Raw genomic sequence first — 24,203 nt, 5'->3', positions numbered from 1 at the left:
AGCTTTTATTTTGTTATAGTAAATAAAAAGAAAAAATGGGGGATGTAAGAAATGAAAGTGTTGCATATGAATGCTGGTGCAGAAGAAGGTGGGGGGAAAACACATATTATTTCACTTTTATCTCAATTTTCAAAGGAAGAAGTGGAATTAATGGTATTTGAAGAAGGTGCGATTGCTAGAGAGGCGAGAAACCTTGGTATTCAAGTGCATGTTTTTACTCAATCATCTCGGTACGACCTATCAATTCTTTCAAAAATAAAGGCATTTATTAATGAAAATCAATTTGACATTGTGCATACACATGGCGCACGAGCAAATTTCTATCTCTCCCTCTTGAAAAAAGGTATAAAAGCGAAATGGATAATGACTGTCCACAGTGATCCAACTTTGGATTTTATGAAGAGGGGATTAAAAGGATGGGTATTTACAAAGTTAAATTTACGTTCTTTCAGGAAGGTAGATTTATTCTTTGCAATTACGGAAAACTTTAAGAGAAACATAATAAAACTAGGTGTACCAGAAGAGAAGATTTGTACGGTTTATAATGGAATTGAGTATGATAGTACTCCAGCAAAACCTTATGATAAGAGTGAATTTGGCATCGGTGAAGGAGTATTTACAGCCATTCAAGTAGCGCGTCTTCACCCTGTTAAAGGTCATGATATTTTATTTGAAGCATTACAAAAAATTAAGATTCCAAATATAAAGGTACTTTTGCTTGGTGATGGGCCTATAGAAGCAGAATTAAAAGAGATGGTGAAACAAAAGGGCTTAGAGGATAAGGTGATGTTTCTAGGTTTCCGTACAGATTCAAAAGAATTATATGCATCTGCACACATTAATTTGTTAACCTCTTATAGCGAAAGCTTCCCTCTTGTTTTACTAGAAGCGGCTAATCAACGTTTAACATCTATTGCAACAAATGTAGGTGATATGAAAAAGTTAATAGTTGATGATACGTATGGATGGATTGTACCAATTGGTGATGCAAACTCGTTAGCAAACGCATTAGAAGATGCTCATGAAAAATGGTTGAATGGTGAATTAGAAGCGATGGGAAATCGTTTATATAATCACGCATCTACTCATTTCTCGCTAAAGAATTTGTATGAAGATACTTATAATGCATATAAAAAACTTTTACTGAAATAGAGAGGATAGTTAATCATGGAAGTAAAAACGGTTGATATTCTAGGTGTTCCTTTTTCTACAATGACAATGGATGAAACAGTCCAATATTTGAAGGGACAACTAGAATTGGAGCGAGCTCATACTTTTCAGGTAGTAACAGCAAATCCTGAAATTGTTATGTGTGCAAAAAAGGATGAAGCATTCCATCAAACATTATTAAATACAGATTTAATTACACCTGATGGTATCGGAGTTGTAAAAGCAAGTGGGATGTTAGGTACACCTGTAAAGGAACGTGTAGCAGGTTTTGATTTAATGTGTAATTTATTTGCAAAGTTATCAGAGGAGAATAAACCGGTATCTGTTTTCTTACTTGGTGCAAAACCGCATGTTGTACAAGCTGCAGCCGATCATTTAACGAAGACGTATTCAGCTGTATCTATTGTGGGTACACAAGATGGGTATTTTAAACAAGACGAAGAAGAGAATATCGTTTCTCGTATTCAAGAAGCAAAACCAGATCTATTACTTGTTGCACTGGGTTTCCCGAGACAAGAGAACTTTATCCAAACTAATAAGCATCGTTTAGAAACGAAAATGGCTGTTGGAGTGGGCGGAAGTTTAGATGTATGGGCTGGAGAGGTAAAACGTGCACCAAAATGGATTCAAGCAATTAATTTAGAGTGGTTTTATAGATTGTGTAGTAATCCAACGCGTTGGCGCCGTCAGTTAGTACTAGCGGAATTTTTAAAAGAAGTCATGCGTTCGAAAAAGTAGCGGAATATCGCTACTTTTTTATTTGGTCATTTTTAATAAAGTGAGGCTTTGCTCATCCACCACTGATTATTAGCCCGCACCAATCGGACGTTTAACGACAGTCGATCTTCCATCTAACCTCTTTGCTTCAGCTGAATTTTGAGGTGGAAGTCTTACGGCCCTCAAATAGTGTGATAAGTATTTTATTTTTGGGGAATGCTGAAGGAGAATTTTTTGAACGAAAGTATTTTACTTATACAATTCACACATGTAAAATGATGTGTAAAGACAGCTGTGTAAGGAGGACTTCTTGTGGGCAAGGTGAAAGAAATTTCGAAGCGAAAGCTACTTGGAATAGCGGGGCTTGGATGGTTATTTGACGCGATGGATGTTGGAATGCTTTCATTTGTAATGGTGGCATTGCAAAAAGATTGGGGATTAAGTACGCAAGAAATGGGCTGGATAGGCAGCATTAATTCAATTGGTATGGCAGTCGGAGCGCTAGTTTTTGGAATACTATCAGATAAAATAGGGCGGAAATCAGTCTTTATTATTACATTATTACTATTTTCTATAGGTAGTGGTTTAACTGCTTTAACGACGACACTTGCGATGTTCCTTGTGTTACGATTTTTAATTGGTATGGGGCTTGGTGGAGAGCTTCCAGTTGCTTCTACATTAGTATCAGAGAGTGTTGAAGCACATGAACGTGGCAAAATAGTTGTGCTATTAGAAAGCTTTTGGGCGGGTGGATGGCTAATTGCAGCTCTTATCTCTTATTTTGTAATTCCGAAATATGGTTGGGAAGTTGCAATGGTGTTGAGCGCGGTTCCGGCACTATATGCTTTATATTTAAGATGGAATTTACCGGATTCACCGAGATTCCAAAAGGTTGAAAAAAGACCATCCGTTATTGAAAATATAAAGTCAGTTTGGTCTGGAGAATATCGTAGGGCAACAATTATGTTATGGATTCTATGGTTTTCTGTTGTCTTTTCCTATTATGGGATGTTCCTTTGGTTACCTAGTGTAATGGTATTAAAAGGATTTAGTTTAATAAAAAGTTTCCAGTACGTACTTATTATGACGTTAGCTCAATTGCCAGGATATTTCACAGCGGCTTGGTTTATTGAACGACTTGGTCGTAAGTTTGTTTTAGTTACGTATTTAATCGGTACAGCGTGTAGTGCTTACTTGTTTGGTGTGGCGGAGTCATTAACAGTATTGATTGTAGCAGGCATGTTACTATCTTTCTTTAACTTAGGTGCTTGGGGTGCCTTATACGCTTATACACCGGAACAGTATCCAACAGCTATTCGTGGTACAGGTGCAGGGATGGCAGCAGCATTCGGTCGTATTGGTGGTATTCTTGGGCCGCTATTAGTAGGATATTTAGTTGCTTCACAGGCTTCATTATCACTAATATTTACGATTTTCTGTGGATCAATTTTAATTGGTGTAGTTGCTGTAATTGTACTTGGGCAAGAAACGAAGCAGCGAGAATTAGTATAAGGCGAGAGGTCATCCCTCACTGATTATTAGCCAGCACCAATTGTGTTTTTGGGACAGTGAAACTTCGCATTCAGTAAGTTTTACTGCCTACAAATAATGGAATAAAAGGGCAGGGGGAACCGTCGTGGTTTCCTTTTTTCTGTTTTTTTAGATAAATAATGGTATAGTAAGAAAAAGGGAATGTTTCTTATAAAAGCGAATGTATACAACAGGACATATGGACAAAAGAATTAGGTGGTTGAAGAAATGAAAATTTTACTGATCATGGAAGAAGTAGAAGAGCGAAGAAGTTTAGCTGAAAAATTCACTGAAAATATAAAGAATGTAGAATGTTTTGAAGCGAATACGGGAACAGAATCATTATTTATCATGAAAAAGCATACACCAGATTTTGTTTTCTTGAATTCAAAATTACTAGATGGAACTGGTTTTGAATATGCGAGTTTATTACGGGAAGTAAACTGTTATACGAAATTGATTTTTATGGGTGAAGATATAGAAGAGTCGATTACGGCGTTTCGTTTTCAAGCATTCTATTATTTACTACGTCCATTTCGTGAGGAAGATTTGCAATTCCTTTTATATAGAATGTGTAAAGAGCAAGGCGAGAAGGCAAAGAGTTATTTGCGAAAACTACCGATAGAAGGTCAAGAGGGGATTAGATATATTTTCCCTGAAGATATTGTATATATAAGCAAAAATAAGGAGAACAAAACGGTTTCAATTTATACAACGAATAATCAGTATATTTCAACATATACACTTCAGGAGCTGGAAAATAAGTTAAATGCATATGATTTTTTACGCGTACATAAAAGTTATTTAATTAATATGTCATATGTACAAGAACTAAAACCTTATTATAATGGCACATATAATTTGTATTTAGATAAATATGATGAGCAACCGATTCCAGTTAGTCGGAATTACGTGAAAAAACTTCGAAATAAAATAGAATTATAGTAGATAATACAAAATTTTTGACATGATAAACTAGAAATCCTTCATGATAAGGAGGATTCAAATAAAATATTCAGAAAATTTAGTACAATCCCACTAAGCAATAGTATTGGGGGGATTGTATGTGAAAACATTGAAGTCAATTTTACTTTGGGGAGTTATTGCAGCAGTAGGAGCAGGTGCTTTTGGTGTAATAGCTTTATCACAAGGTGAAACTATTAATGCCGTGTGGCTCTTAGTAGCTGCGGTATGTGTGTATGCAGTTGCTTATCGCTTTTATAGTAGATTTATAGCGAGAAAGGTATTCGGCTTAGATAATAATCGGCAAACGCCAGCCCATACATTAAATGATGGAAAAGATTATGTTCCGACAAATAAGTGGGTATTATTTGGACATCATTTTGCAGCTATTGCTGGGGCAGGCCCTTTGGTAGGACCGATTTTGGCGGCACAAATGGGGTATTTACCAGGGACAATATGGATTATTGTTGGGGTAGTTGTCGCTGGAGCTGTGCAAGATTTTGTAATATTATTTGCTTCAATGAGACGGAATGGTAAATCTTTAGGAGAAATGATTAAAGATGAGATTGGTCCTGTTACAGGGCTTATTGCAATGATAGGTATTTTAGGCATTATGATTATTTTATTAGCGGTATTAGCATTAGTAGTAGTAAAGGCGCTTGTAGGAAGTCCTTGGGGAATGTTTACGATAGCAGCAACGATTCCTATCGCTATTTTAATGGGAGTGTACATGCGCTACATTAGGCCTGGACGGGTTGGTGAAGGGTCAGTAATCGGAATTATTCTACTTATACTGTCTCTTATTGGAGGACAGTATGTAGCAGAACATCCAACACTTGCAAGTATGTTCACATTTAGCGGTGAAACGATTGCTATTATGCTTATTGTATATGGGTTTATCGCATCTGCATTACCAGTTTGGATGCTTTTAGCACCACGTGATTATTTAAGCACATTTTTAAAAGTCGGAACAATTTTTGGATTAGCAATCGGTATTTTAATTGTAGCACCAGATCTACAAATGCCAGCAGTTTCGAAATTTATCGATGGAACAGGTCCTGTTTTCTCTGGAAACTTATTCCCGTTTTTATTTATTACAATTGCTTGTGGTGCGGTGTCTGGATTCCATGCTCTCGTTTCATCGGGTACGACACCAAAGATGATCGAACAAGAGGGACACGCACAACCAATCGGTTATGGAGCAATGTTAATGGAGTCATTTGTAGCCGCGATGGCAATGATTGCAGCTTGTGTATTAACACCAGGAACTTATTTTGCGATTAATAGTCCTGCAGCACTTATCGGTACGGATGTCTCGCAGGCAGCTCAAGTTATTTCTTCATGGGGGTTTGCTATTACACCAAATGAACTAAAAGATCTCGCTGTAAACGTTGGAGAGCAAACGATTTTATCACGTACAGGTGGTGCACCGACGTTAGCGATAGGTATGGCGTATATTTTCTCACAAGTAATAGGTGGAACGGCCATGATGGCCTTTTGGTATCATTTTGCAATCCTCTTTGAAGCGCTATTCATTTTAACAACAATTGATGCTGGAACACGTGTAGGCCGATTTATGATTCAAGATATTTTAGGACATGTATATAAGCCGTTTGGGAAAACGGATTCTACATTGGCGAATGTAATAGCTACAACGTTATGTGTATTAGGATGGGGTTATTTCTTATATCAAGGGGTAGTAGATCCGCTTGGTGGAATTAATACATTATGGCCACTTTTCGGTATTGCAAACCAAATGTTAGCAGGTATTGCATTATTACTTGGAACGACAATTTTGTTCAAAATGGGGAAAAAGGCATATGTTTGGGTGACACTTATTCCAACTGTCGGATTGCTTATTGTAACAATGACGGCGGGTTATCAAAAGTTATTTCATGAAAATCCTAAAATAGGATTTCTATCTCATGCAAAGGTATTTCAAGGAGCATTAGATGAGGGGAAAGTGTTAGCACCGGCTAAAAATGTCCCCCAAATGAAACAAATTATTTTCAATGATTATATTGATGCAGCGCTTTGTGGGATTTTTATGATAGTTGTAATTGCTGTATTAATTTCTGCAATTCGAATTTGGATTCAAGTATTAAGAAATAAGCCAATGCCGCTAAAAGAGGCACCATATATACCTAGAGATGAAAGTGAGTCGAGGAACTATTATGCTTAAACGACTAAGGAAAGTATGGGGAAAAAGGAAACACTTTATTAGTTTACTCGTTGGGGTACCAAGCTATGAAACATATGTAGAGCATATGAAAAAGCATCATCCAGAAGAAGAAGTGGTATGTCAAAAACAGTTTTTTGCAGAAGCACAAGAAGCTAGATTTAATGCAAAGGGCGGAAAGATATCACGATGTTGTTAATGAAAAGGGCGAATTTTCGTCCTTTTTATTTTTTGCTGTTTCACGTGGAACAGCAAAAAATAAATAAAAAGCTTTGGGAATTATAGGTATCTCGTATACAATAAAATAAGGAAAGGAATAGATAGAAAAGTAGGGAGATTATTTTATGTTAAGGGACTTATTTGTAAACACAACAATTATTCTTTCCTTTATTTTTGTTGGAGGTCAGATTTTAAGAGATAGGCCGTTAAAAGAAGAGTTTTCTCTTTGGCAGAAATGTGTAGTAGGTATGCTTACTGGAATATTAAGTGTACTATTGATGCATTTTGGTGTACATATTGAGGATATTATGTTGGATCTACGTTATTTAGCTGTTATTTTAGCGATTATAATCGGAGGTCCGATAGCTAGTAGTATAACAGTTACTATTATTTTAATTACCCGATTATTTTTTACCGAGTATTCTTTAGCCTCTGAATTGGCTTGTTATAGTATTGTATTGATAGGTGTTGGAGTTGTTTTTATTTGGCGGATGAAAGCTTCTATATTTACAAGATGGATCTGGTTTAATTTATATAGTTTATCTATTTTAGTAGTGCCACTTTCTATTTTATTTAAGGATATGTCTATCGTAGCATTATATGTAGTTTGTAGTAGTGTTGCAGCATATATCACATTTATAAGCGCAAATTATGTATTGCAATCCAATGAATTATTTCAAACGATGAGGCAATATGCAACGATAGATGCATTGACAGGTTTAGGAAACGTAAGACAGTTTGATTTAGAGATGAATCGTCATATTGGGAGTAAGCGTATGAAAAATGATTCACTTTGTTTACTACTTATAGATATTGATCATTTTAAGTGTGTAAATGATACGTATGGACATCCTGCAGGAGACGAAGTGTTAAAACAAATTGGATGTATTTTAAGAGAAATTTCACCATTTCCAGATTTAGCCTTTCGAAAGGGTGGAGAGGAGTTTGCACTTTTGATACCAAAGAAGGGATTAGCTTATGGAATGCGTACAGGGGAACAAGTTCGCACAGTTGTTGAAAACCATTCATTCCAATTGTTAAATGGAACAAAAATAAAAATTACAGTTTCAGTAGGCATTTCAGTGTATGAAGGGTCACCAGAGCAATTTATTCAAGCTGCTGATGATGCATTATATTACTCCAAAAGAAATGGTAGAAATCAAGTTAGTTCTGCATCTTAAAGATACGATGACCAGAAGAGTTTATAAAAAACACCCACAGAGAGAAAATGTAAACTCTGTGGGTGTTTTCATTTATAGGTTAGACAAGTTCTTTTGATACAACGAATTTACGATATGCACCGTGATGTGTTGGGCCTACGTATTCATTAATCTTGAACGAATAACGGATAGCAGCTGTGATAAATTCTTTAGCAGTTTTTACTGCTTCTTTCACAGGTTTTCCTTTTGCAAGTTCTGCTGTAATTGCAGCAGAATATGTACAACCTGCGCCGTGTGTATTTGTTGTATCAATTTTTTCTGATTCTAAAAGGTCGAATGTTTCTCCGTCATATAGGACGTCGATTGCAGTTTCTGTACCAAGCTTGCTACCGCCTTTAATTAGGACGTATTTCGCACCTAAAGCGTGGATTTTTTTCGCTGCTTCTTTCATGTCTTCAAGAGAATTGATCTTTACGCCACTTAGTTGGTAAGCTTCAAATAAGTTTGGTGTTACAACTAATGCCTTTGGAACAAGAACGTCACGTAAGCAATCATTCGTTTCAGGATGTAATGCTTCATCAGCACCTTTACATACCATAACAGGATCAACTACTACATTTTTGAAATTATGTTTTTCGATTGTTTCTGCAACCATTTCGATAATTTCTACTGATCCTAGCATACCTGTTTTTAAAGCATCTACGCCAACACCTTCAATTGTTGTTTCTAATTGTGGTTTTAATGTAGAAGCAGGGATTGGGAATACGTTATGTGCCCAACCGTTATGTGGATCCATCGTTACGATTGTCGTAAGAGATGTCATTCCGTATACACCAAGTTCTTGGAATGTTTTTAAATCTGCTTGTATACCAGCACCGCCACTTGTGTCAGAACCAGCGATAGTAAGTGCTTTATTTAATGTCATTATGAAAGCCCCCTCAAGTGATATAATGAAAACTATGTTTTCACCATTATATCAATGTTACGAATAAGTACAAAGTGAAAAGTAGATGATTTATTTTAGGAGCAATTGAAAATCTTGTATGTAGGAGACGAGTTATGTTTCAAGAAAATCGTACAAATGAATTAGTTATATTAAAAGAGATTGCAGAGACGTTGAACACTTCAAATGATACATATCATGTGATGCAAGCTGTATTGGAAAAATTATTGAATGTAACGGGTTTAACGACAGGATGGATATTTCTTGCGGATGAAAATGGTAGATATACGAAATTAATTGATTATCAATTGCCAGAGGGATTGAGATTTGAAAATAAACGACCGATGTGTGAGGGGAATTGTTGGTGTTTACACCGATTTGTGGAAGGAAAACTAGAGAGAGCCGTTAATATTATTGAATGTAAAAGAATTAATAATGCGATTGAATATAACTGGGGAGATACAGAAGGAATCGTGCATCATGCGACAGTGCCGTTAAAAGCTGGGGAAGATGAATTTGGCGTATTAAATGTTGCTAGCCCAGGTAAAACGCATTTTTCTGAAGAAGAATTAGTGCTATTACAATCAGTTGCGTTCCAAATTGGAACAGCATTAAAACGTACAAAATTGTATGAGAATGAAAAGAGAAGGGCTCATTATTATGTAAAGTTAGAACTTTTTATTCAAGCTTTAAGGACGATTCATAAATTTAATGCATTGCCTGAGGAGATTGTAAAACAAATAGGGAAGTTATTTCTATGGGAGCAAGTTGTATTCCTTATTAGAGAAGAAAATGAACTTGCTGTAAGAGCTTCGTATAAGATAGATGAGTTGCAAGAGGATTTGAAGTCAGCGGCACAGGAAGCGCTAAAAAAAGAAGAACCTGTTTTGTTAAAGAGTCAGGTTGGGAATATCGTACATCCTAATCGAGCAGTTATTGCCATTCCCATACACATTCAAGATCATATATTTGGCGTATTAAGTGTAAGTTCGAATAATGGAGAATTTGATATAAATACGATAGATGTAGTACAGGCGTTAGCAAACCATATATCTTTAATGATAGAGAATTTAAGGTTAAACGAAAAGCGCCGAGAACTTGTACGAATGGAAGAACGTAATCGTTTAGCAAGAGATTTGCATGATTCTGTTTCACAAAAGTTGTTTTCATTAACCTTTATGACGAAAGGTGCCGAAGCTGTCTTAAAGGGGAGAAATGAAAAGGTAGATCAATCTTTACATGAGATACGTGAGTTATCGCAAGGAGCTTTAAAAGAAATGAGGACGTTAATTTGGCAACTACGTCCAGCGGGATTAGAGAAAGGATTATTACCAGCTTTAAAGCAATATGGCGAAAGTTTGGGATTGAAAATTCGGGAACAAGTTACAGGTGTTCGTGATTTGCCGCGCGTAGTAGAGGAAGCACTATGGCGAATTGGACAAGAAGCGTTAAATAACGTAAGTAAACATGCGAATGTCAGAGAAGCAGCGATTTATTTCAAAGTGACGGAGAAGAATGTATCATTAGAAATAGTCGATCAAGGAAATGGCTTTGTAGAAAAGAATATAAAAGAGAAGAAATCACTCGGTATGACTACGATGCGTGAAAGAGTAGAATTAGTTGGTGGAACAATTAAAATCGTAAGTGATAAGAAAAGAACAAGTGTAAAAGTAAACGTACCATTATGATGTGAAAATGAGGGAAGTTTGTGAAAATAAAAGTATTGTTAGTTGATGATCATACAGTCGTTCTAAAAGGGTTAGCATTTTTCTTGAGTACACAGGAAGATTTAGCGTTAGTTGGAGAAGCAAATAACGGGAAAGAAGCATTAGTGAAAGTAGGGGAGACAAATCCTGATGTGGTACTAATGGATTTATATATGCCCGAAATGGATGGTGTCGAGGCGACGGCGTGCATCAAAAAAGAATATCCAAATGTGAAAGTAATTGTATTAACTAGTTTCTCTGATCAGGCGCATGTTTTACCAGCGTTAAGGGCGGGAGCAAGCGGCTATATTTTAAAAGATGTAGAACCGGATCAGCTTGTTGAAGCTATTCGAAGCGCATATAAAGGTAATATTCAATTACATCCGGATATAGCAAATGCTCTTCTCTCTCAAACATTACCTATGGAAGAAAAAGAAGAAGAACCTTGTATTCAAGTGGATGTGTTAACAGCGAGAGAAAATGAAGTGTTGCAGCTATTAGCGAAAGGGATGAGTAATAAAGAGATCGCTTCCGTTTTAGTTATTACAGAAAAAACGGTAAAAGCTCATGTAAGTAGTATTTTGAGTAAGTTGAATTTATCTGATCGCACGCAAGCGGCATTATATGCAGTGAAAAACGGAATTGTATAAGACAAAAGTCGTAAGACCTAGTTCGCCTTTAGAAGGTGGACTTTTTTTATGGAAAAATACGTCTATGTGAGGACGAAATTGTCTTGATATAAAGATAAAATATGTTTGTAAGCAACAAAACAACAATTACAAGGGATACCTTTTTTGAAAGCATATAACAACAGAAGAGTGAGTACTAGGAGGAAAAACAATGGCAACAGTTTTATTTGTAAAAGCAAACAACCGCCCAGCGGAACAAGCAGTTAGTGTGAAATTATACGAGGCATTTTTAGCAAACTATAAAGAAGCACATCCAAATGATACAGTAGTAGAACTTGATTTATATAAAGAAGAATTACCATATGTAGGCGTAGATATGATTAATGGTACATTCAAGGCAGGTAAAGGATTTGATTTAACTGAAGAGGAAGCAAAAGCAGTAGCAGTTGCTGATAAGTATTTAAATCAATTTTTAGAAGCTGATAAAGTCGTTTTCGGTTTCCCATTATGGAACTTAACAATCCCAGCAGTATTGCACACATATATTGATTATTTAAACCGAGCTGGAAAAACGTTTAAATATACGCCAGAAGGTCCAGTTGGTCTAATTGGAGATAAGAAGATTGCATTATTAAACGCGCGCGGTGGTGTATATTCTGAAGGTCCAGCAGCAGAAGTAGAAATGGCTGTTAAATATGTAGCAAGCATGATGGGCTTCTTCGGTGCGACGAATATGGAAACAGTAGTTATTGAAGGACATAACCAGTTCCCAGATAAAGCAGAAGAAATCATTACAGCTGGTCTTGAGGAAGCAGCTAAAGTAGCAAGTAAATTTTAATTGAAAATAGAATCGTCACTCGAAAAAAGTAGCATTAACAGATAAACGTTAATGCTACTTTTTTTTATAATTTAAGTTCGTCAGCCAGTTTTTCTAGTTGAATTCGATCTTGTATGTAATAGGTTCTTCCATCTTTTTGTAAGTAATTTTGTTGGCAAAACTGGTTTAATACATATAAAAGATGACGGTAGCTGACATTTAAGTATTCCGAAGCCTCGGTGTGTTTCTCTGTATAACTATTATTTTGTTCTGTTAATAGAATAAATGCCGCTAACCGGTTTTCGAACGGATAACTATTATTTTTGGCGTAACTCTCTGTTCGGTTAATTGTTTTTTCACCGATAAATTTGCATAGTTTCTGTAGAAAGGTAGCATCTTGCAACAAAAGATACTGACACTCTTTAAGAGGAAGCGCTAAGCATATACAATCTTCAATCACTTCTACCGTTTTTGTAACAGATTCCACACCAATTAAACCTAATTCTCCAATGAACGAAGGTTCTTGAATAAAGTTAATTAAGGAGACCCTCCCGTTTTTATGGCTCATATATATTTTTGCCTTCCCGGAAATTAAGTAATAAAGATAAGGAACGTCAACTCCTTCGGTACATATCCTTTCTTTCTTTTGAAAGGAGTGTAGTTCAGCATATGGTAAGACATTAAAAGAAAAAAGGGTATGGAAGTTGGAAGTTTGCATGTAATGAGAGATTTCTTCGCTATTTTTGCTAACTTTCATGTTTTCACCTCCTGTTTAGTATGAGATATCTCCTATTATGTTTACAAGAAGGAATGATACGATTTACGTAAATTTATTTTTGTAGAAAAGAGGGCGTGAAGGGCTTATGAAAAAATATAAAACATTGTTATTCGATGTAGATGATACATTGTTAGATTTTCAAAAGGCGGAGAAAGTGGCGTTACGTATGCTGTTTGAAGAGAGAGGGATTAATCTAACTAGAGAGATTGAGGCGCAGTATAAAAAAATTAATAAACGCCTTTGGGAGGCTTTTGAAGAAGGGGAAATAAATCGTGATGAAGTCTTAAATACACGATTTTCGATTTTGTTGAAAGAATATGGGGAAGAGGTAGATGGGATATTATTCGAAAATAATTATCGTAGCTACTTAGAAGAAGGAAATCAGCTCATGCAAGGCGCATTTGAATTTATAACTCAAATTCAAAGTGAGTACGATTTATATATTGTGACAAACGGTATTTCTCAGACGCAAGATAAACGTTTACGTAATGCAGGATTACATGCCTTGTTTCAAGATATTTTTGTTTCTGAGGATACAGGATTCCAAAAGCCGATGAAAGAGTATTTTGATTATGTTTTTGAACGAATTCCTAATTTTGCTCCAGAAAAGGGGCTCATTATTGGGGATTCGTTAAGTGCTGATATGAAAGGCGGATATGTAGCGGGAATTGATACTTGTTGGTTTAATCGAGAAAAGAAATCAAATGATAGTGAGATTGTGCCAACATATGAAGTGCAAAATTTTGAAGAGTTATACGCACTATTGAAGCAACGTGTGTAATAGAAATAGGCAGTGGAACTTTTGTCCCTACTGCCTACTTTTATTCGCTTGTAGCGTCGTTGTTTTTAGGAAGTGGAAATGCATTACCAATCGCTGCCGCTCCAAGCATCGGTAATAGTAAATTGAGCGGGAAAAACATGAGTAATAGTAATGTTATTGCAATTGGTTTTCTTAATGCATAGCTTGAAATTGCTGTCGTGACGATGGCTACTGAAGCAATTGGATCTATAGGGATAATGGATGCTATAGCATATCCAATACTAGATCCAGCAAATATAATTGGGAAAATGTGTCCACCGCGCCAACCTGTATTCAAACAAACGGCAGTAATACATAATTTTAAAACCCCTGAAAGAAGTAGTACCCAGAAGGATAAATGGCTCCATTCAACAACTAAATCTTTTAATTGATGTTCTCCTGAGAATAACGTGTACGGGAGAAAAGTTCCTGTAATTCCTAATAAAATACCACCGATAATTCCAAGTGATAGTTTGTATTCTTTTAAGGGATGGATTAATTTCTCTAATGTGAATTCTAATTTGAAATAAAAGAAGCCAACTATAGCGCCAATACTAGCAAGTGGTAGAAAGGCAATCCATTCATTAAGAGAAAGGGAACCTTTTCCGAAATCAACGATAAAGGATCCACGATTATCGAATTTACTAAGTAATAAATAAACGGAAAAACCAGCGAAAGTGGTAGCTAAATATACAATTGCTTTTTTTCCTTTAGAAAACTCGTTAATTTGCTCACCCTCATTTTCATTTGGAGCTAAATAACCGAATAATGGCGCGTTAAAAATTACACTTAAAGTAGCACCAATTCCAACTTCTGTTAGTTCATTCATTCCTTTTAAGGCGAATGTAAAGCGATCCCCTATCCATGTACAAAGTCCACCGATAATGCCAACAAGTGCTGCTTCGGGACCTAAGCTAGCTCCAAATATTAAAACAATAATCGCAGTTAAAGTAGCTTTATGTACAAAACGGTATTCAATTCTACCTGTTTTTTTATATTCACCCATCACTTCCGGCATAAGACGTGGGTATGTGCCGAAGTATTTTTGAGTTAAACCGACGAGGATACCACCGATAGTTGTTACACAAATAGTGTAATACGGGGGAGAAGAGAAAATAGTAGGTAAGTATCCCCAAATAAAGTGAATGCCGATATTTATTGTAACTAAAAATAGCCAGACTGTTGCTCCTACTATAGAGCCTAAAAGAATGCCGTATAGGACGAGTATATAGTGCATGTCCTTTGTGTTTGTCATGTGATACCTCCGTTATGTAAGTTGTAATGGCGAAAGGTGCGAAATGAAATGAATATGTATAGTATCTTTTTGAGAGGTTGGCTTATTCAATATATTGGGGTCTGAATTTGAAATGTATACAGTTAAACTACTTACTTAATTCTATATAGTAATCGTGGGTTTTAAAAGGTCTTTTTCAAATGGATATGGAATATATTTCTTTTGTTATGCATGTCAAATCTTTCGTAGTTAATTTAGAACATTCAGAAAAACTGATTGACATTAGGAAATTATTGCTATAAAATCAACGGTAATTGCATAGTCTTATCAAGAAAAGGTGGAGGGACAGGCCCGATGAAACCTTGGCAACAGCCGTATAACGGAATTGTGCCAAATCCTGCAGGTAATAAATCCTGAGAGATAAGAAAGAGCCTTTAGAGCGTGTTTTCAAACTGCTCCTTTCTTGTTTTCAGGAAAGGAGCAGTTTTTTATTTTGCATAGAAGAAAGGAGAATGAGAGATGGGAGAATCATGGGGAAAAGGAACAATTTGTGTGCAAGGTGGCTATACACCAAAGAATGGTGAACCGCGTGTTTTGCCACTTTATCAAAGTACAACGTATAAATACGATACTTCGGATGATTTAGCAGCACTATTTAATTTAGAGGCAGAAGGATATATATATACGCGTATTGGAAATCCTACTCTAGCTGCATTTGAGCAAAAATTAGCGGAGTTAGAGGGTGGTGTAGGAGCTGTTGCAACGGCTTCTGGGCAGGCTGCTATTATGCTTGCTGTTTTAAATATTTGTAGTAGCGGAGACCACTTGCTTTGTTCTTCCACAGTTTACGGTGGAACATTTAATTTATTTGGGGTGAGTTTGCGTAAGCTTGGTATCGATGTTACGTTCTTTAATCCCAATTTAACTGCTGATGAAATCGTGGCTCTTGCTAATGATAAGACGAAGCTTGTTTATGCAGAATCGTTAGGAAATCCAGCGATGAACGTTTTAAATTTCAAAGAATTTTCAGATGCAGCGAAAGAGTTAGAAGTACCTTTTATCGTGGATAATACATTAGCAACTCCTTATTTATGCCAAGCATTTGAGCACGGGGCAAATATTATCGTTCATTCTACGACGAAATATATCGATGGTCATGCAAGCTCTTTAGGCGGTATTGTCATTGACGGAGGGAACTTCGATTGGACAAATGGGAAATATCCTGAACTTGTTGAACCAGATCCAAGTTATCACGGCGTAAGTTACGTTCAAAATTTTGGTGCAGCAGCTTATATTGTGAAGGCACGTGTTCAATTATTAAGAGACTACGGAAACTGTATGAGCCCATTCAATGCGTATATTAGCAATATTGGCTTAGAAACGCTGCATTTACGAATGGAGCGTCATAGTGAAAATGCTCTTGCAGTTGCTAAGTGGCTTGCTAACCATGAACGTATTGAATGGGTGAATTATCCGGGACTAGATAGTAATGAGAATTACTCGTTAGCACAAAAGTATTTGAAAAAAGGTGCTAGTGGTGTTTTAACATTCGGTATTAAGGGCGGATTAGAATCTGCGAAAGAATTTATCGCAAATGTAAAACTAGCGACTCTCGTAACGCATGTAGCTGATGCACGAACTTGCGTTATACATCCTGCTAGCACGACGCATAGACAATTAAATGCTGAAGATCAGCGTTTAGCTGGCGTCACATCAGATTTAATTCGTTTATCGGTCGGTATAGAAGATGTTTCTGATATTATTGCAGATTTAGAAGCAGCGTTAGTCGGAGGCAAACAACATGCCGATCATAATTGATAAAGATTTACCAGCTCGCAAAGTGTTGCAGGAGGAAAATATTTTTGTAATGACGAAGGAGCGAGCAGAAACACAAGATATCCGGGCGTTGAAAATTGCTATATTAAATTTAATGCCTACAAAGCAAGAAACAGAAGCGCAATTACTTCGTTTAATTGGCAATACACCGTTGCAATTAGATGTTCATTTACTTCATATGGAATCACATTTGTCTCGTAATGTAGCACAGGAACATTTAACGAGTTTCTATAAAACATTCCGTGATATTGAGAATGAGAAATTTGATGGGCTTATTATTACAGGAGCTCCAGTAGAGACCCTTTCTTTTGAAGAGGTAGATTATTGGGAAGAGCTTAAACATATTATGGAGTATTCAAAAAAGAATGTAACATCTACGCTTCATATTTGCTGGGGCGCACAGGCTGGTTTGTATCATCATTATGGCGTTCCAAAATATCCTCTTAAGGAAAAAATGTTCGGTGTATTTGAACATGAAGTCCGTGAGCAACATGTGAAATTGTTACAAGGGTTTGATGAAATGTTTTTTGCCCCGCATTCTCGTCATACAGAAGTAAGAGAGAGTGATATTAGAGAGGTGAAAGAATTAACATTATTAGCAAACTCTGAGGAAGCGGGTGTTCACCTTGTTATTGGGCAAGAAGGAAGGCAAGTGTTTGCGCTCGGGCATAGTGAATATAGTTGTGATACGTTAAAAGAAGAATACGAACGAGACCGCGACAAAGGGTTAAATATTGATGTGCCAAAAAATTATTTTAAGCATAATAATCCAAATGAGAAACCGCTTGTGAGGTGGAGAAGCCATGGGAATCTATTATTCTCTAATTGGCTGAATTATTACGTGTATCAAGAAACCCCTTATGTATTATAAAAAAAGATTGTGTAACACGTGGCAACGTTTTCTTTGTAAAGATTAACTTATATTTTTCCGAATGTTCAAAAAATATTGTTTTTCAGATTTTTTACTCATATAATTTCATCTAAACACAATTTTTGAGGGGTGGACAGTATTATGAAAGAAATTCAAGTTGGTTTATTAGGTCTTGGGACAGTTGGTAGCGGTGTAGTTCGTATTATTACAGATCATCAAGAGCGACTCATACACCAAGTAGGTTGTCCTGTGAAAGTAACGAAAGTACTAGTACAAAATATTGAAAAAGAGAGAGAAGTAGAGGTACCTTCTACTCTATTAACACAAGATGCAAATGAAATTTTAGATAATCCAAATATTGACGTTGTCATCGAAGTGATGGGTGGCATTGATGATGCAAAAGCATATATTTTGCAAGCTTTACAAAGTGGGAAGCATGTTGTAACTGCCAATAAAGATTTAATGGCGTTACATGGGGCGGAACTCTTAGCAGTAGCAAAAGATAATAAAGCAGACTTGTTTTATGAAGCAAGTGTAGCCGGAGGGATCCCGATTTTACGAAGTATCGTAGAAGGACTTTCTTCAGATCTTATTACGAAAGTAATGGGAATTGTAAATGGAACGACAAATTTTATTTTGACGAAAATGTCAGATGAAGGGAGAGCATATAACGACGTGTTAAAAGAAGCCCAACAACTTGGATTTGCAGAAGCAGATCCAACATCAGATGTGGAAGGTTTAGATGCAGCAAGAAAAATGACGATTTTGGCTACCCTTGGTTTCTCTACAAATGTAGAGCTTGGAGATGTGAAGGTAAAAGGAATTACTTCTATTACAGAAGAAGATATTGAATACAGTAAAAGTTTAGGTTACACGATTAAATTAATCGGTCTTGCGAAGCGAGATGGTGAAAAATTAGAAGTTACAGTTGAACCAACGCTACTTCCAAATACTCATCCTCTTGCGGCCGTACAAAACGAATATAACGCTGTATATGTGTACGGTGAAGCGGTTGGAGAAACGATGTTTTATGGGCCAGGTGCAGGAAGCTTGCCAACAGCGACAGCTGTCGTTTCAGATTTAGTAGCTGTAATGCAAAATATTCGATTAGGTGTAAACGGAAATAGTGCGGTATCCCCGCAGTATAAAAAGGTATTAAAAGAGCCAGACGAAATTGTTGTGAAGAAATTTTTAAGGCTTCATGTAAAAGATGAAATTGGTGTATTTGCTAAAATTACTTCATTATTCTCTGAGCGTGGTGTTAGTTTTGAAAAGATTATTCAGATGCCACTTGAAGAGAAAGGAAAAGCTGAAATTGTAATTGTAACGCATCGTGCATCTCTTGCTGATTATGATTATATTCTACATACGTTGCAAGGGTATGAAGAAATAGATTGTTTGAAAGCAAATTACCGAATTGAAGGAGACGCAAAGTAGCATCTCCCCTAATAAAAAACCTATTAAGCGGCCTGCTTAATAGGTTTTTTTCTATTTAAAATCTGCGTACCAACTTGAATAAATGCTTGGATAATCCAGCCTGTTGTAAAAGATAAGATGATTGTTCCAAAATAGATAGGCCCATCTAATAGGAAGCTTAATGTTAAAAATAAAAACGCTAACGAAATTTCTGTTCTTCTAAATGTCCATTTCTTTTTCTCAGCAACCGTCAAAACGAAAGCTTCTTGAGGTGCCGCGCAAAGGTTTGCAGAGACGTAAAGACCAATTCCAGCTCCAACAAATAGATTTCCACAAATAAGTGTTATATATTTTGGAAGAGAGCGTATAGCGTCCATAATAGTTGTAATGGAACCAATCCAATCAACAAAAAGCGAAATAAGAACCATCGTTACAATGGTACCAATTGTTATTTGTTTTTTATTCCAAAAGAGTACGATAAGTGTAAATGCAAAATTAATCATGAAAATCCAAAAACCGATACTTATCCCAAAATTTTGATATAGTGCAATAAAGAAGGAATCATAAGGGCTAAGTCCAAAGGAAGTAATTGTCGTCATCATATTAATACCGATGGCGAGAGTGAGTAGACCGCCAATGAAAAATATATATTCTAATTTGAATCGAAGCATAGTTGTATATCCTTTCAAAATGTATTTGCTAGGAAAGGATATATTGTGGAAAGCTTACCAGGTCAAGGGAGAATTTTTGCAGAGAAGGGGAAAATGAGATGACGAATATAAGAAAAATCGCTGAACTTGCTGGGGTATCTGTTTCAACGGTTTCACGTGTACTGAATAATCATCCATATGTGAATGAACAGAAACGAAAAGAAATTTTAGCAATTATAGAAGAATTAAATTATACGCAAAATGTGAATGCAATTCATTTAGTGAAAGGGAAAACGAATGTCATTGGCGTTTTATTACCGCACGTAAATGATCAATATTATAGCGCTATTATCGAGGGAATATCAAAGGAAACGGCAAAAAATAATTATAATATGATGCTTTGTCAGACGAATTATAGTGAGGAAAGAGAATTAGAAATTTTGAACATGCTAAAAATGAAAAAGCTTGATGGGGTTATTATATGTTCCAGGGCAAATAGTAAGGAAAAGCTTGAAGAATATACGAAATTTGGTCCGATTGTTATGTGTGAAGAAATAGACTCGAATTTCATTTCGAGTGTGCATATTGATTACTATAAGGTGTTTTCACGCGGAATGAAGAGCTTAATAGATGCCGGTCATACAAGTATTGGGTATTGCATTGGAAGAAGTAATAGCATTAATAGCCAGAGAAGAAAACAAGCATATGAGGATTCGCTTCAACCGATTGCTGTAACACCGATAGAGGCCTGGAAGTTTAAAGGCTGTTTTACGGTGGAAGATGGGCGTAATGTAATTAGGGAATGGGCCCATATGTCAGTAAAACCAACAGCGTTTCTTGTATCTTGCAACCATATTGCAGCGGGAATGGTAACGGAAGCGAAAAAACAAGGCATTCGTATTCCAGAAGATATTACGATTATCGGTTGTGATGATCAAGATGTGGCAGATATTTTAGGCATTACGACGATTTCGTATTGTAGTAAAAATGTTGGTGTGAAGGCATTCGAATTATTATATGAAAAGATTAATGATGAGAAAATAGATGTAAAGCACGTAGAGTTATTGCCAGAATTAGTACATAGGGAAACAACATAATAGATAAGGTGTGAAAATCGCTTTTCAAAATTGCGTTTGGTATAATTATGGACAATCTATGAGGGCTAAAAGGGGTTTTGATATGAGATCAAAAGTAGTAAAAGTAATTCTACTCATTACAATTGTATCTTTCTGTTTATTTGCATATGGCTTTGTTTCAGGTGTAAATGATGTGTTAAATCCGAAAGCTTCAAATTTAATTAAAAAGACCGATGTAGTGGCAAAAGAGAAAAAGAAAACGGGAACGTTACAAATTGTTAGCCTAGGTGATTCATTAACACGCGGTGTTGGTGATAAAGAAGGAATTGGCTATATTGGACGGATGAAAGAAGATTTACAAAAAGATTATAAGCAAAAGATTGCTTTAACTAACTTAGCTGTTAGTGGTGCAAAAATGCCTGACTTATTAAACCAAATGGAGAGTAGTGGCGCTCAATATTCAATTAAGCAAGCGGATGTAATCGTTTTAACGATAGGAGGAAATGATTTATTTCCAGGGTGGGAATCGCTTGGAAAGATAGATTTAGAAACATACCGTCCTGATACAGAAACGTTCCAAAATGAAGCGAAGAAAATTATAGAAGAAATTCGTAAGTTAAATACAGATAGTCCTATTTTTTGGCTTGGTTTATACAATCCTTTTGAAGATGTAGAAGATTTAAAAGGATCATCAAACATTGTTGTAGACTGGAATGCATCTTTAGAAAAATTAGCGGTAAATAATAAAAATGTGTATATTACACCGACATTTGATTTATTCCAAAACCGCGGGAAAGATTTATTATACTCCGATCATTTCCATCCGAATGAAGTAGGGTATACATATATGGCTGACCGATTAGTTCAAAATGTTGCGAGTAAATTAAAACTAGAACAAGGAGGGGTAAAATGACGACGATACTTTCTGTACGAGACGTGAAGAAGGTAATTGGAAAGAAGACTATTGTAGAGAATATTTCCTTCGATGTAAAACAAGGAGAAGTGTTTGGCTTCCTAGGACCGAATGGCGCCGGAAAAACGACTACTATTCGAATGTTAGTTGGATTGATTAAAGAAACAGAGGGTACAATTTCTATTGGTGGTTATTCTATTAAGGAAAATTTCAGAGAAGCGATGCGTCAAATTGGTAGTATCGTTGAAAACCCTGAACTGTATACATATTTAACGGGATGGGAGAATTTAAAACAATTTGCCCGTATGCTAGGTAATATATCAGATGAACGTATTATTGAAATTGCTCAAATGGTTCATTTAGATGAAAGGATTCACGATAAGGTAAAAACATACTCCCTTGGTATGAAACAGCGCCTTGGCATTGCGCAAGCGCTTCTTGGAAACCCAAAATTGCTTATATTAGATGAGCCAACAAATGGTTTAGACCCAGCTGGAATTAGAGAACTTAGGGAATTTATACATAAGCTTGTGAAAGAAGAAAATATGAGTGTGTTTATTTCAAGTCACTTGCTAAGCGAAGTACAAATGATATGCGATCGGGTTGCGATTATTCATAAAGGAAAAATGATAACAGTTGCCAAGATTGAAGAGTTAATTAAAACAGCAAGTGATCGTGTAGAATGGATTGTTACACCGATTTCTAAGGCGAAAGATATGCTAGAAGATGCTGAGGAAGTAAGAGAAGTAAGTATAGAAGGTAATCGATTACTATGCCGTATGGATATCAAATCTATAAGTAATTGGAATAAACATTTTGTGGAAAATGGGGTAGATGTGCATAGTGTTAAAGAGCTTGTATTTACGCTAGAAGATTTATTTATTGAACTCACAAGGGGTGAGCAGCATGCGTGAATTTGCGAATCTAGTTTTAAATGAATCGGAGAAAATTTATCGTAAGAAACGTATTTTTGTTGTCATGCTTATTTTAGCCATCTTAATCCCGCTCTTTGTGTATGCGCAGTATCGTGAAATAGAAACGACGCAAAAAAGGCTAGGTACAACGGATTGGAAAGTTTCGCTGCAACAACAAATTGTTGATTCTCAAAACCGCTTGAACAATTCTAGACTACCAGAAGAATGGCGTGATTGGCTGAAGGTAAGAGTGGAGCAGCAACAATATTATTTAGATCATGATATTAACCCGATGGCACCGGGCGCGCCAACTTTTGTAAGGGCGTTTATTGAGCAAGGAATAACATTGTTTATTCCGCTGCTTGTAATGATTGTCGCTATTGATATTGTTTCAGGAGAACGAAGTGATGGAACGATGAAGATGCTACTTACGCGGCCGATTCGGCGCTGGAAAATACTCCTTAGTAAGTACGTGACAATGTTATTTTTCATTTCACTCATACTGCTCCTTGTCGGTTTGTTTGCTTACGTATTATCAGGGCTTGTATTTGGATACTCGGGATGGAATTTACCTGTTTTAACAGGGTTTGTTATTGATAAGGAAACGTTAAATACGAATTTTGTGCATCTTATTCCGCAGTGGCAATATATCTTGATGGCATATGGATTAGCCTGGTTTGTTGCTATCGTTGTCGGAACTATCTCGTTTATGGTCTCTGTTTTAATTCGAAATACACCAGCTGGTATGGGCGTTATGTTAGCTGCATTAATCGCAGGTGGTATTTTAAGCTCATTCGCAACATCGTGGGAAGGCGCGAAATATATTTTTAGTGTGAATTTATCATTAACAGATTATCTATCAGGGAAATTACCTGCATTACAAGGGTTATCGATGGGGTTTTCTTTAATGAATTTAACTGTTTGGGCCGTTGTGTCCCTTATTATTTCGTTTGTAGTATTTACAAAGCAGGATATGGTGAATTAATTGGACGGGAAGTGAAAGCATGAAAAATGTTTTGAAAAATGATTGGGGTTCTTTATTGGCACCAGAATTTGAGAAAGAATATTATCACAAGCTCGCTGATTTTTTGAAAGAAGAGTATAGTACACATGTTGTGTATCCGAAGCTAGAAAATATTTTTAGTGCTCTAGAGTATACAAGTTATGAAAATACAAAGGTCGTTATTTTAGGACAAGATCCATACCACGGACCGGGGCAAGCGCATGGTTTAAGCTTCTCGGTACAACCCGGTATTAAAACGCCACCGTCATTGTTAAATATGTACAAAGAACTCCGAGATGAATATGGTTATGAAATCCCGAATAACGGTTATTTAGTAAAGTGGGCAAAGCAAGGGGTTTTATTATTAAATACGGTATTAACAGTTCGTCAAGGTGAGGCGAATTCTCATAAAGGAAAAGGATGGGAGCATTTCACAGACCGCGTAATTGAGCTATTAAATGAACGTGAAAACCCAGTTATTTTCATATTGTGGGGACGTCATGCACAGGCGAAGAAAAAGTTAATTACGAATACGAAGCATCATATTATCGAATCTGTACATCCAAGCCCACTATCAGCAAGACGTGGTTTCTTTGGTAGTAAGCCATACTCTAAAGTAAATACGATTTTAGCTAATATGGGTGAGAGAGAAATTGATTGGGAAATTCCAAATCTATAAA

At 36.2% G+C, this 24,203-nt stretch carries 23 protein-coding genes and 1 riboswitch; of the genes, 19 read left to right on the top strand and 4 right to left on the bottom strand.

Annotated elements, in window-relative coordinates; genetic code table 11:
• Positions 1-51 precede the first annotated feature (51 nt).
• The 7 genes from ACHZK0_RS26420 (at position 52) to ACHZK0_RS26390 (ending at position 7,959) form a co-directional block, all read left to right on the top strand.
• Complete coding sequence (locus ACHZK0_RS26420) at positions 52-1,152, top strand: glycosyltransferase family 4 protein (protein WP_395761049.1); 1,101 nt, start codon at positions 52-54, stop codon at positions 1,150-1,152.
• A gap of 15 nt (positions 1,153-1,167) precedes the next feature.
• The gene (locus ACHZK0_RS26415; RefSeq protein WP_063262387.1) at positions 1,168-1,908 is read left to right on the top strand and encodes a WecB/TagA/CpsF family glycosyltransferase; all 741 of its coding nucleotides are present in this window, start codon (positions 1,168-1,170) and stop codon (positions 1,906-1,908) included.
• A 291-nt stretch (positions 1,909-2,199) separates the two neighbouring features.
• Positions 2,200-3,399 carry an MFS transporter gene (locus ACHZK0_RS26410; RefSeq protein ID WP_071724461.1) on the top strand — a complete coding sequence of 400 codons (1,200 nt, stop codon included), beginning with the start codon at positions 2,200-2,202 and terminating at the stop codon, positions 3,397-3,399.
• 246 nt (positions 3,400-3,645) lie between these two features.
• A complete protein-coding gene (locus ACHZK0_RS26405; protein ID WP_088098565.1) occupies positions 3,646-4,362 on the top strand; it encodes a LytR/AlgR family response regulator transcription factor in 717 nt (238 codons plus the stop codon).
• A gap of 121 nt (positions 4,363-4,483) precedes the next feature.
• Positions 4,484-6,562, top strand: coding sequence for a carbon starvation protein CstA (cstA, locus tag ACHZK0_RS26400; RefSeq protein ID WP_395761048.1), 2,079 nt, complete (start codon positions 4,484-4,486; stop codon positions 6,560-6,562).
• A complete protein-coding gene (locus tag ACHZK0_RS26395) occupies positions 6,555-6,758 on the top strand; it encodes a YbdD/YjiX family protein (RefSeq protein ID WP_000919820.1) in 204 nt (67 codons plus the stop codon). Before cstA ends, ACHZK0_RS26395 begins: the two co-directional genes overlap by 8 nt.
• Positions 6,759-6,903: 145 nt before the next feature.
• On the top strand, positions 6,904-7,959 hold the full coding sequence (locus ACHZK0_RS26390) for a GGDEF domain-containing protein (protein ID WP_395761047.1): 1,056 nt from the start codon (positions 6,904-6,906) through the stop codon (positions 7,957-7,959).
• Positions 7,960-8,038: 79 nt separating this feature from the next.
• Here the strand turns inward: ACHZK0_RS26390 and pdxK are convergent, their stop codons facing one another.
• Positions 8,039-8,863, bottom strand: coding sequence for a pyridoxine/pyridoxal/pyridoxamine kinase (pdxK, locus tag ACHZK0_RS26385; protein ID WP_000174252.1), 825 nt, complete (start codon positions 8,861-8,863; stop codon positions 8,039-8,041).
• A 134-nt stretch (positions 8,864-8,997) separates the two neighbouring features.
• On the opposite strand from pdxK, the gene ACHZK0_RS26380 reads away from it, so the two are divergent.
• From ACHZK0_RS26380 to ACHZK0_RS26370, 3 genes are all read left to right on the top strand, one after another.
• On the top strand, positions 8,998-10,569 hold the full coding sequence (locus ACHZK0_RS26380; RefSeq protein ID WP_270340395.1) for a GAF domain-containing sensor histidine kinase: 1,572 nt from the start codon (positions 8,998-9,000) through the stop codon (positions 10,567-10,569).
• Positions 10,570-10,589: 20 nt separating this feature from the next.
• Entirely contained in the window at positions 10,590-11,237 is a 648-nt protein-coding gene (locus tag ACHZK0_RS26375) for a response regulator (RefSeq protein WP_262741466.1), read from the top strand.
• 190 nt (positions 11,238-11,427) lie between these two features.
• Positions 11,428-12,054: an FMN-dependent NADH-azoreductase gene (locus tag ACHZK0_RS26370; RefSeq protein ID WP_000246726.1), complete on the top strand. Its 627-nt coding sequence runs from the start codon at positions 11,428-11,430 to the stop codon at positions 12,052-12,054.
• Positions 12,055-12,118: 64 nt separating this feature from the next.
• On the opposite strand, the gene ACHZK0_RS26365 is transcribed toward ACHZK0_RS26370, so the two are convergent.
• On the bottom strand, positions 12,119-12,790 hold the full coding sequence (locus tag ACHZK0_RS26365; RefSeq protein WP_262741468.1) for a transcriptional regulator YeiL: 672 nt from the start codon (positions 12,788-12,790) through the stop codon (positions 12,119-12,121).
• 106 nt (positions 12,791-12,896) lie between these two features.
• Here ACHZK0_RS26365 and ACHZK0_RS26360 point away from each other — a divergent pair, with 106 nt between their 5' ends.
• A complete protein-coding gene (locus ACHZK0_RS26360) occupies positions 12,897-13,592 on the top strand; it encodes a YjjG family noncanonical pyrimidine nucleotidase (protein ID WP_262741469.1) in 696 nt (231 codons plus the stop codon).
• Between the two features lie 40 nt (positions 13,593-13,632).
• Here the strand turns inward: ACHZK0_RS26360 and ACHZK0_RS26355 are convergent, their stop codons facing one another.
• The gene (locus ACHZK0_RS26355; protein ID WP_262741470.1) at positions 13,633-14,865 is read right to left on the bottom strand and encodes a chloride channel protein; all 1,233 of its coding nucleotides are present in this window, start codon (positions 14,863-14,865) and stop codon (positions 13,633-13,635) included.
• A 300-nt stretch (positions 14,866-15,165) separates the two neighbouring features.
• A riboswitch (SAM riboswitch) is annotated at positions 15,166-15,271 on the top strand.
• Positions 15,272-15,363: 92 nt separating this feature from the next.
• On the opposite strand from ACHZK0_RS26355, the gene ACHZK0_RS26350 reads away from it, so the two are divergent.
• The 3 genes from ACHZK0_RS26350 to ACHZK0_RS26340 all read left to right on the top strand — a co-directional run bounded on the left by ACHZK0_RS26350 (position 15,364) and on the right by ACHZK0_RS26340 (position 18,988).
• Positions 15,364-16,662, top strand: a complete 1,299-nt coding sequence (locus tag ACHZK0_RS26350) for a bifunctional O-acetylhomoserine aminocarboxypropyltransferase/cysteine synthase (RefSeq protein ID WP_262741471.1) — start codon at positions 15,364-15,366, stop codon at positions 16,660-16,662.
• The gene (metA, locus tag ACHZK0_RS26345; protein ID WP_262741472.1) at positions 16,646-17,551 is read left to right on the top strand and encodes a homoserine O-acetyltransferase MetA; all 906 of its coding nucleotides are present in this window, start codon (positions 16,646-16,648) and stop codon (positions 17,549-17,551) included. Before ACHZK0_RS26350 ends, metA begins: the two co-directional genes overlap by 17 nt.
• A 141-nt stretch (positions 17,552-17,692) precedes the next feature.
• Positions 17,693-18,988, top strand: coding sequence for a homoserine dehydrogenase (locus tag ACHZK0_RS26340; protein WP_000659102.1), 1,296 nt, complete (start codon positions 17,693-17,695; stop codon positions 18,986-18,988).
• A gap of 23 nt (positions 18,989-19,011) precedes the next feature.
• On the opposite strand, the gene ACHZK0_RS26335 is transcribed toward ACHZK0_RS26340, so the two are convergent.
• Positions 19,012-19,638, bottom strand: coding sequence for a YczE/YyaS/YitT family protein (locus ACHZK0_RS26335; RefSeq protein ID WP_262741473.1), 627 nt, complete (start codon positions 19,636-19,638; stop codon positions 19,012-19,014).
• A 98-nt stretch (positions 19,639-19,736) separates the two neighbouring features.
• Between ACHZK0_RS26335 and ACHZK0_RS26330 the strand changes: the two genes are divergently transcribed.
• From ACHZK0_RS26330 to ACHZK0_RS26310, 5 genes are read left to right on the top strand one after another with little or no spacing between them, the layout of a single operon-like run.
• Positions 19,737-20,714, top strand: a complete 978-nt coding sequence (locus tag ACHZK0_RS26330; RefSeq protein WP_097817124.1) for a LacI family DNA-binding transcriptional regulator — start codon at positions 19,737-19,739, stop codon at positions 20,712-20,714.
• A gap of 10 nt (positions 20,715-20,724) precedes the next feature.
• Positions 20,725-21,606, top strand: a complete 882-nt coding sequence (locus tag ACHZK0_RS26325) for an SGNH/GDSL hydrolase family protein (protein ID WP_395761046.1) — start codon at positions 20,725-20,727, stop codon at positions 21,604-21,606.
• Positions 21,603-22,520 (top strand): ABC transporter ATP-binding protein, encoded by a 918-nt coding sequence (locus ACHZK0_RS26320; RefSeq protein ID WP_262741476.1) that lies wholly within the window; start codon positions 21,603-21,605, stop codon positions 22,518-22,520. Before ACHZK0_RS26325 ends, ACHZK0_RS26320 begins: the two co-directional genes overlap by 4 nt.
• On the top strand, positions 22,513-23,505 hold the full coding sequence (locus ACHZK0_RS26315; protein ID WP_001206484.1) for an ABC transporter permease subunit: 993 nt from the start codon (positions 22,513-22,515) through the stop codon (positions 23,503-23,505). The genes ACHZK0_RS26320 and ACHZK0_RS26315 overlap by 8 nt, the downstream gene beginning before the upstream one ends.
• A 19-nt stretch (positions 23,506-23,524) precedes the next feature.
• On the top strand, positions 23,525-24,202 hold the full coding sequence (locus tag ACHZK0_RS26310; RefSeq protein WP_270606108.1) for a uracil-DNA glycosylase: 678 nt from the start codon (positions 23,525-23,527) through the stop codon (positions 24,200-24,202).
• Position 24,203: the final 1 nt, after the last annotated feature.

This window comes from Bacillus sp. 3G2, from assembly GCF_044324725.1.
Lineage (GTDB): Bacteria > Bacillota > Bacilli > Bacillales > Bacillaceae_G > Bacillus_A > Bacillus_A mobilis.
The sequence above is the reverse complement of the archived record's forward strand: the minus strand, read 5'-3'. Positions and strand labels throughout refer to the sequence as shown.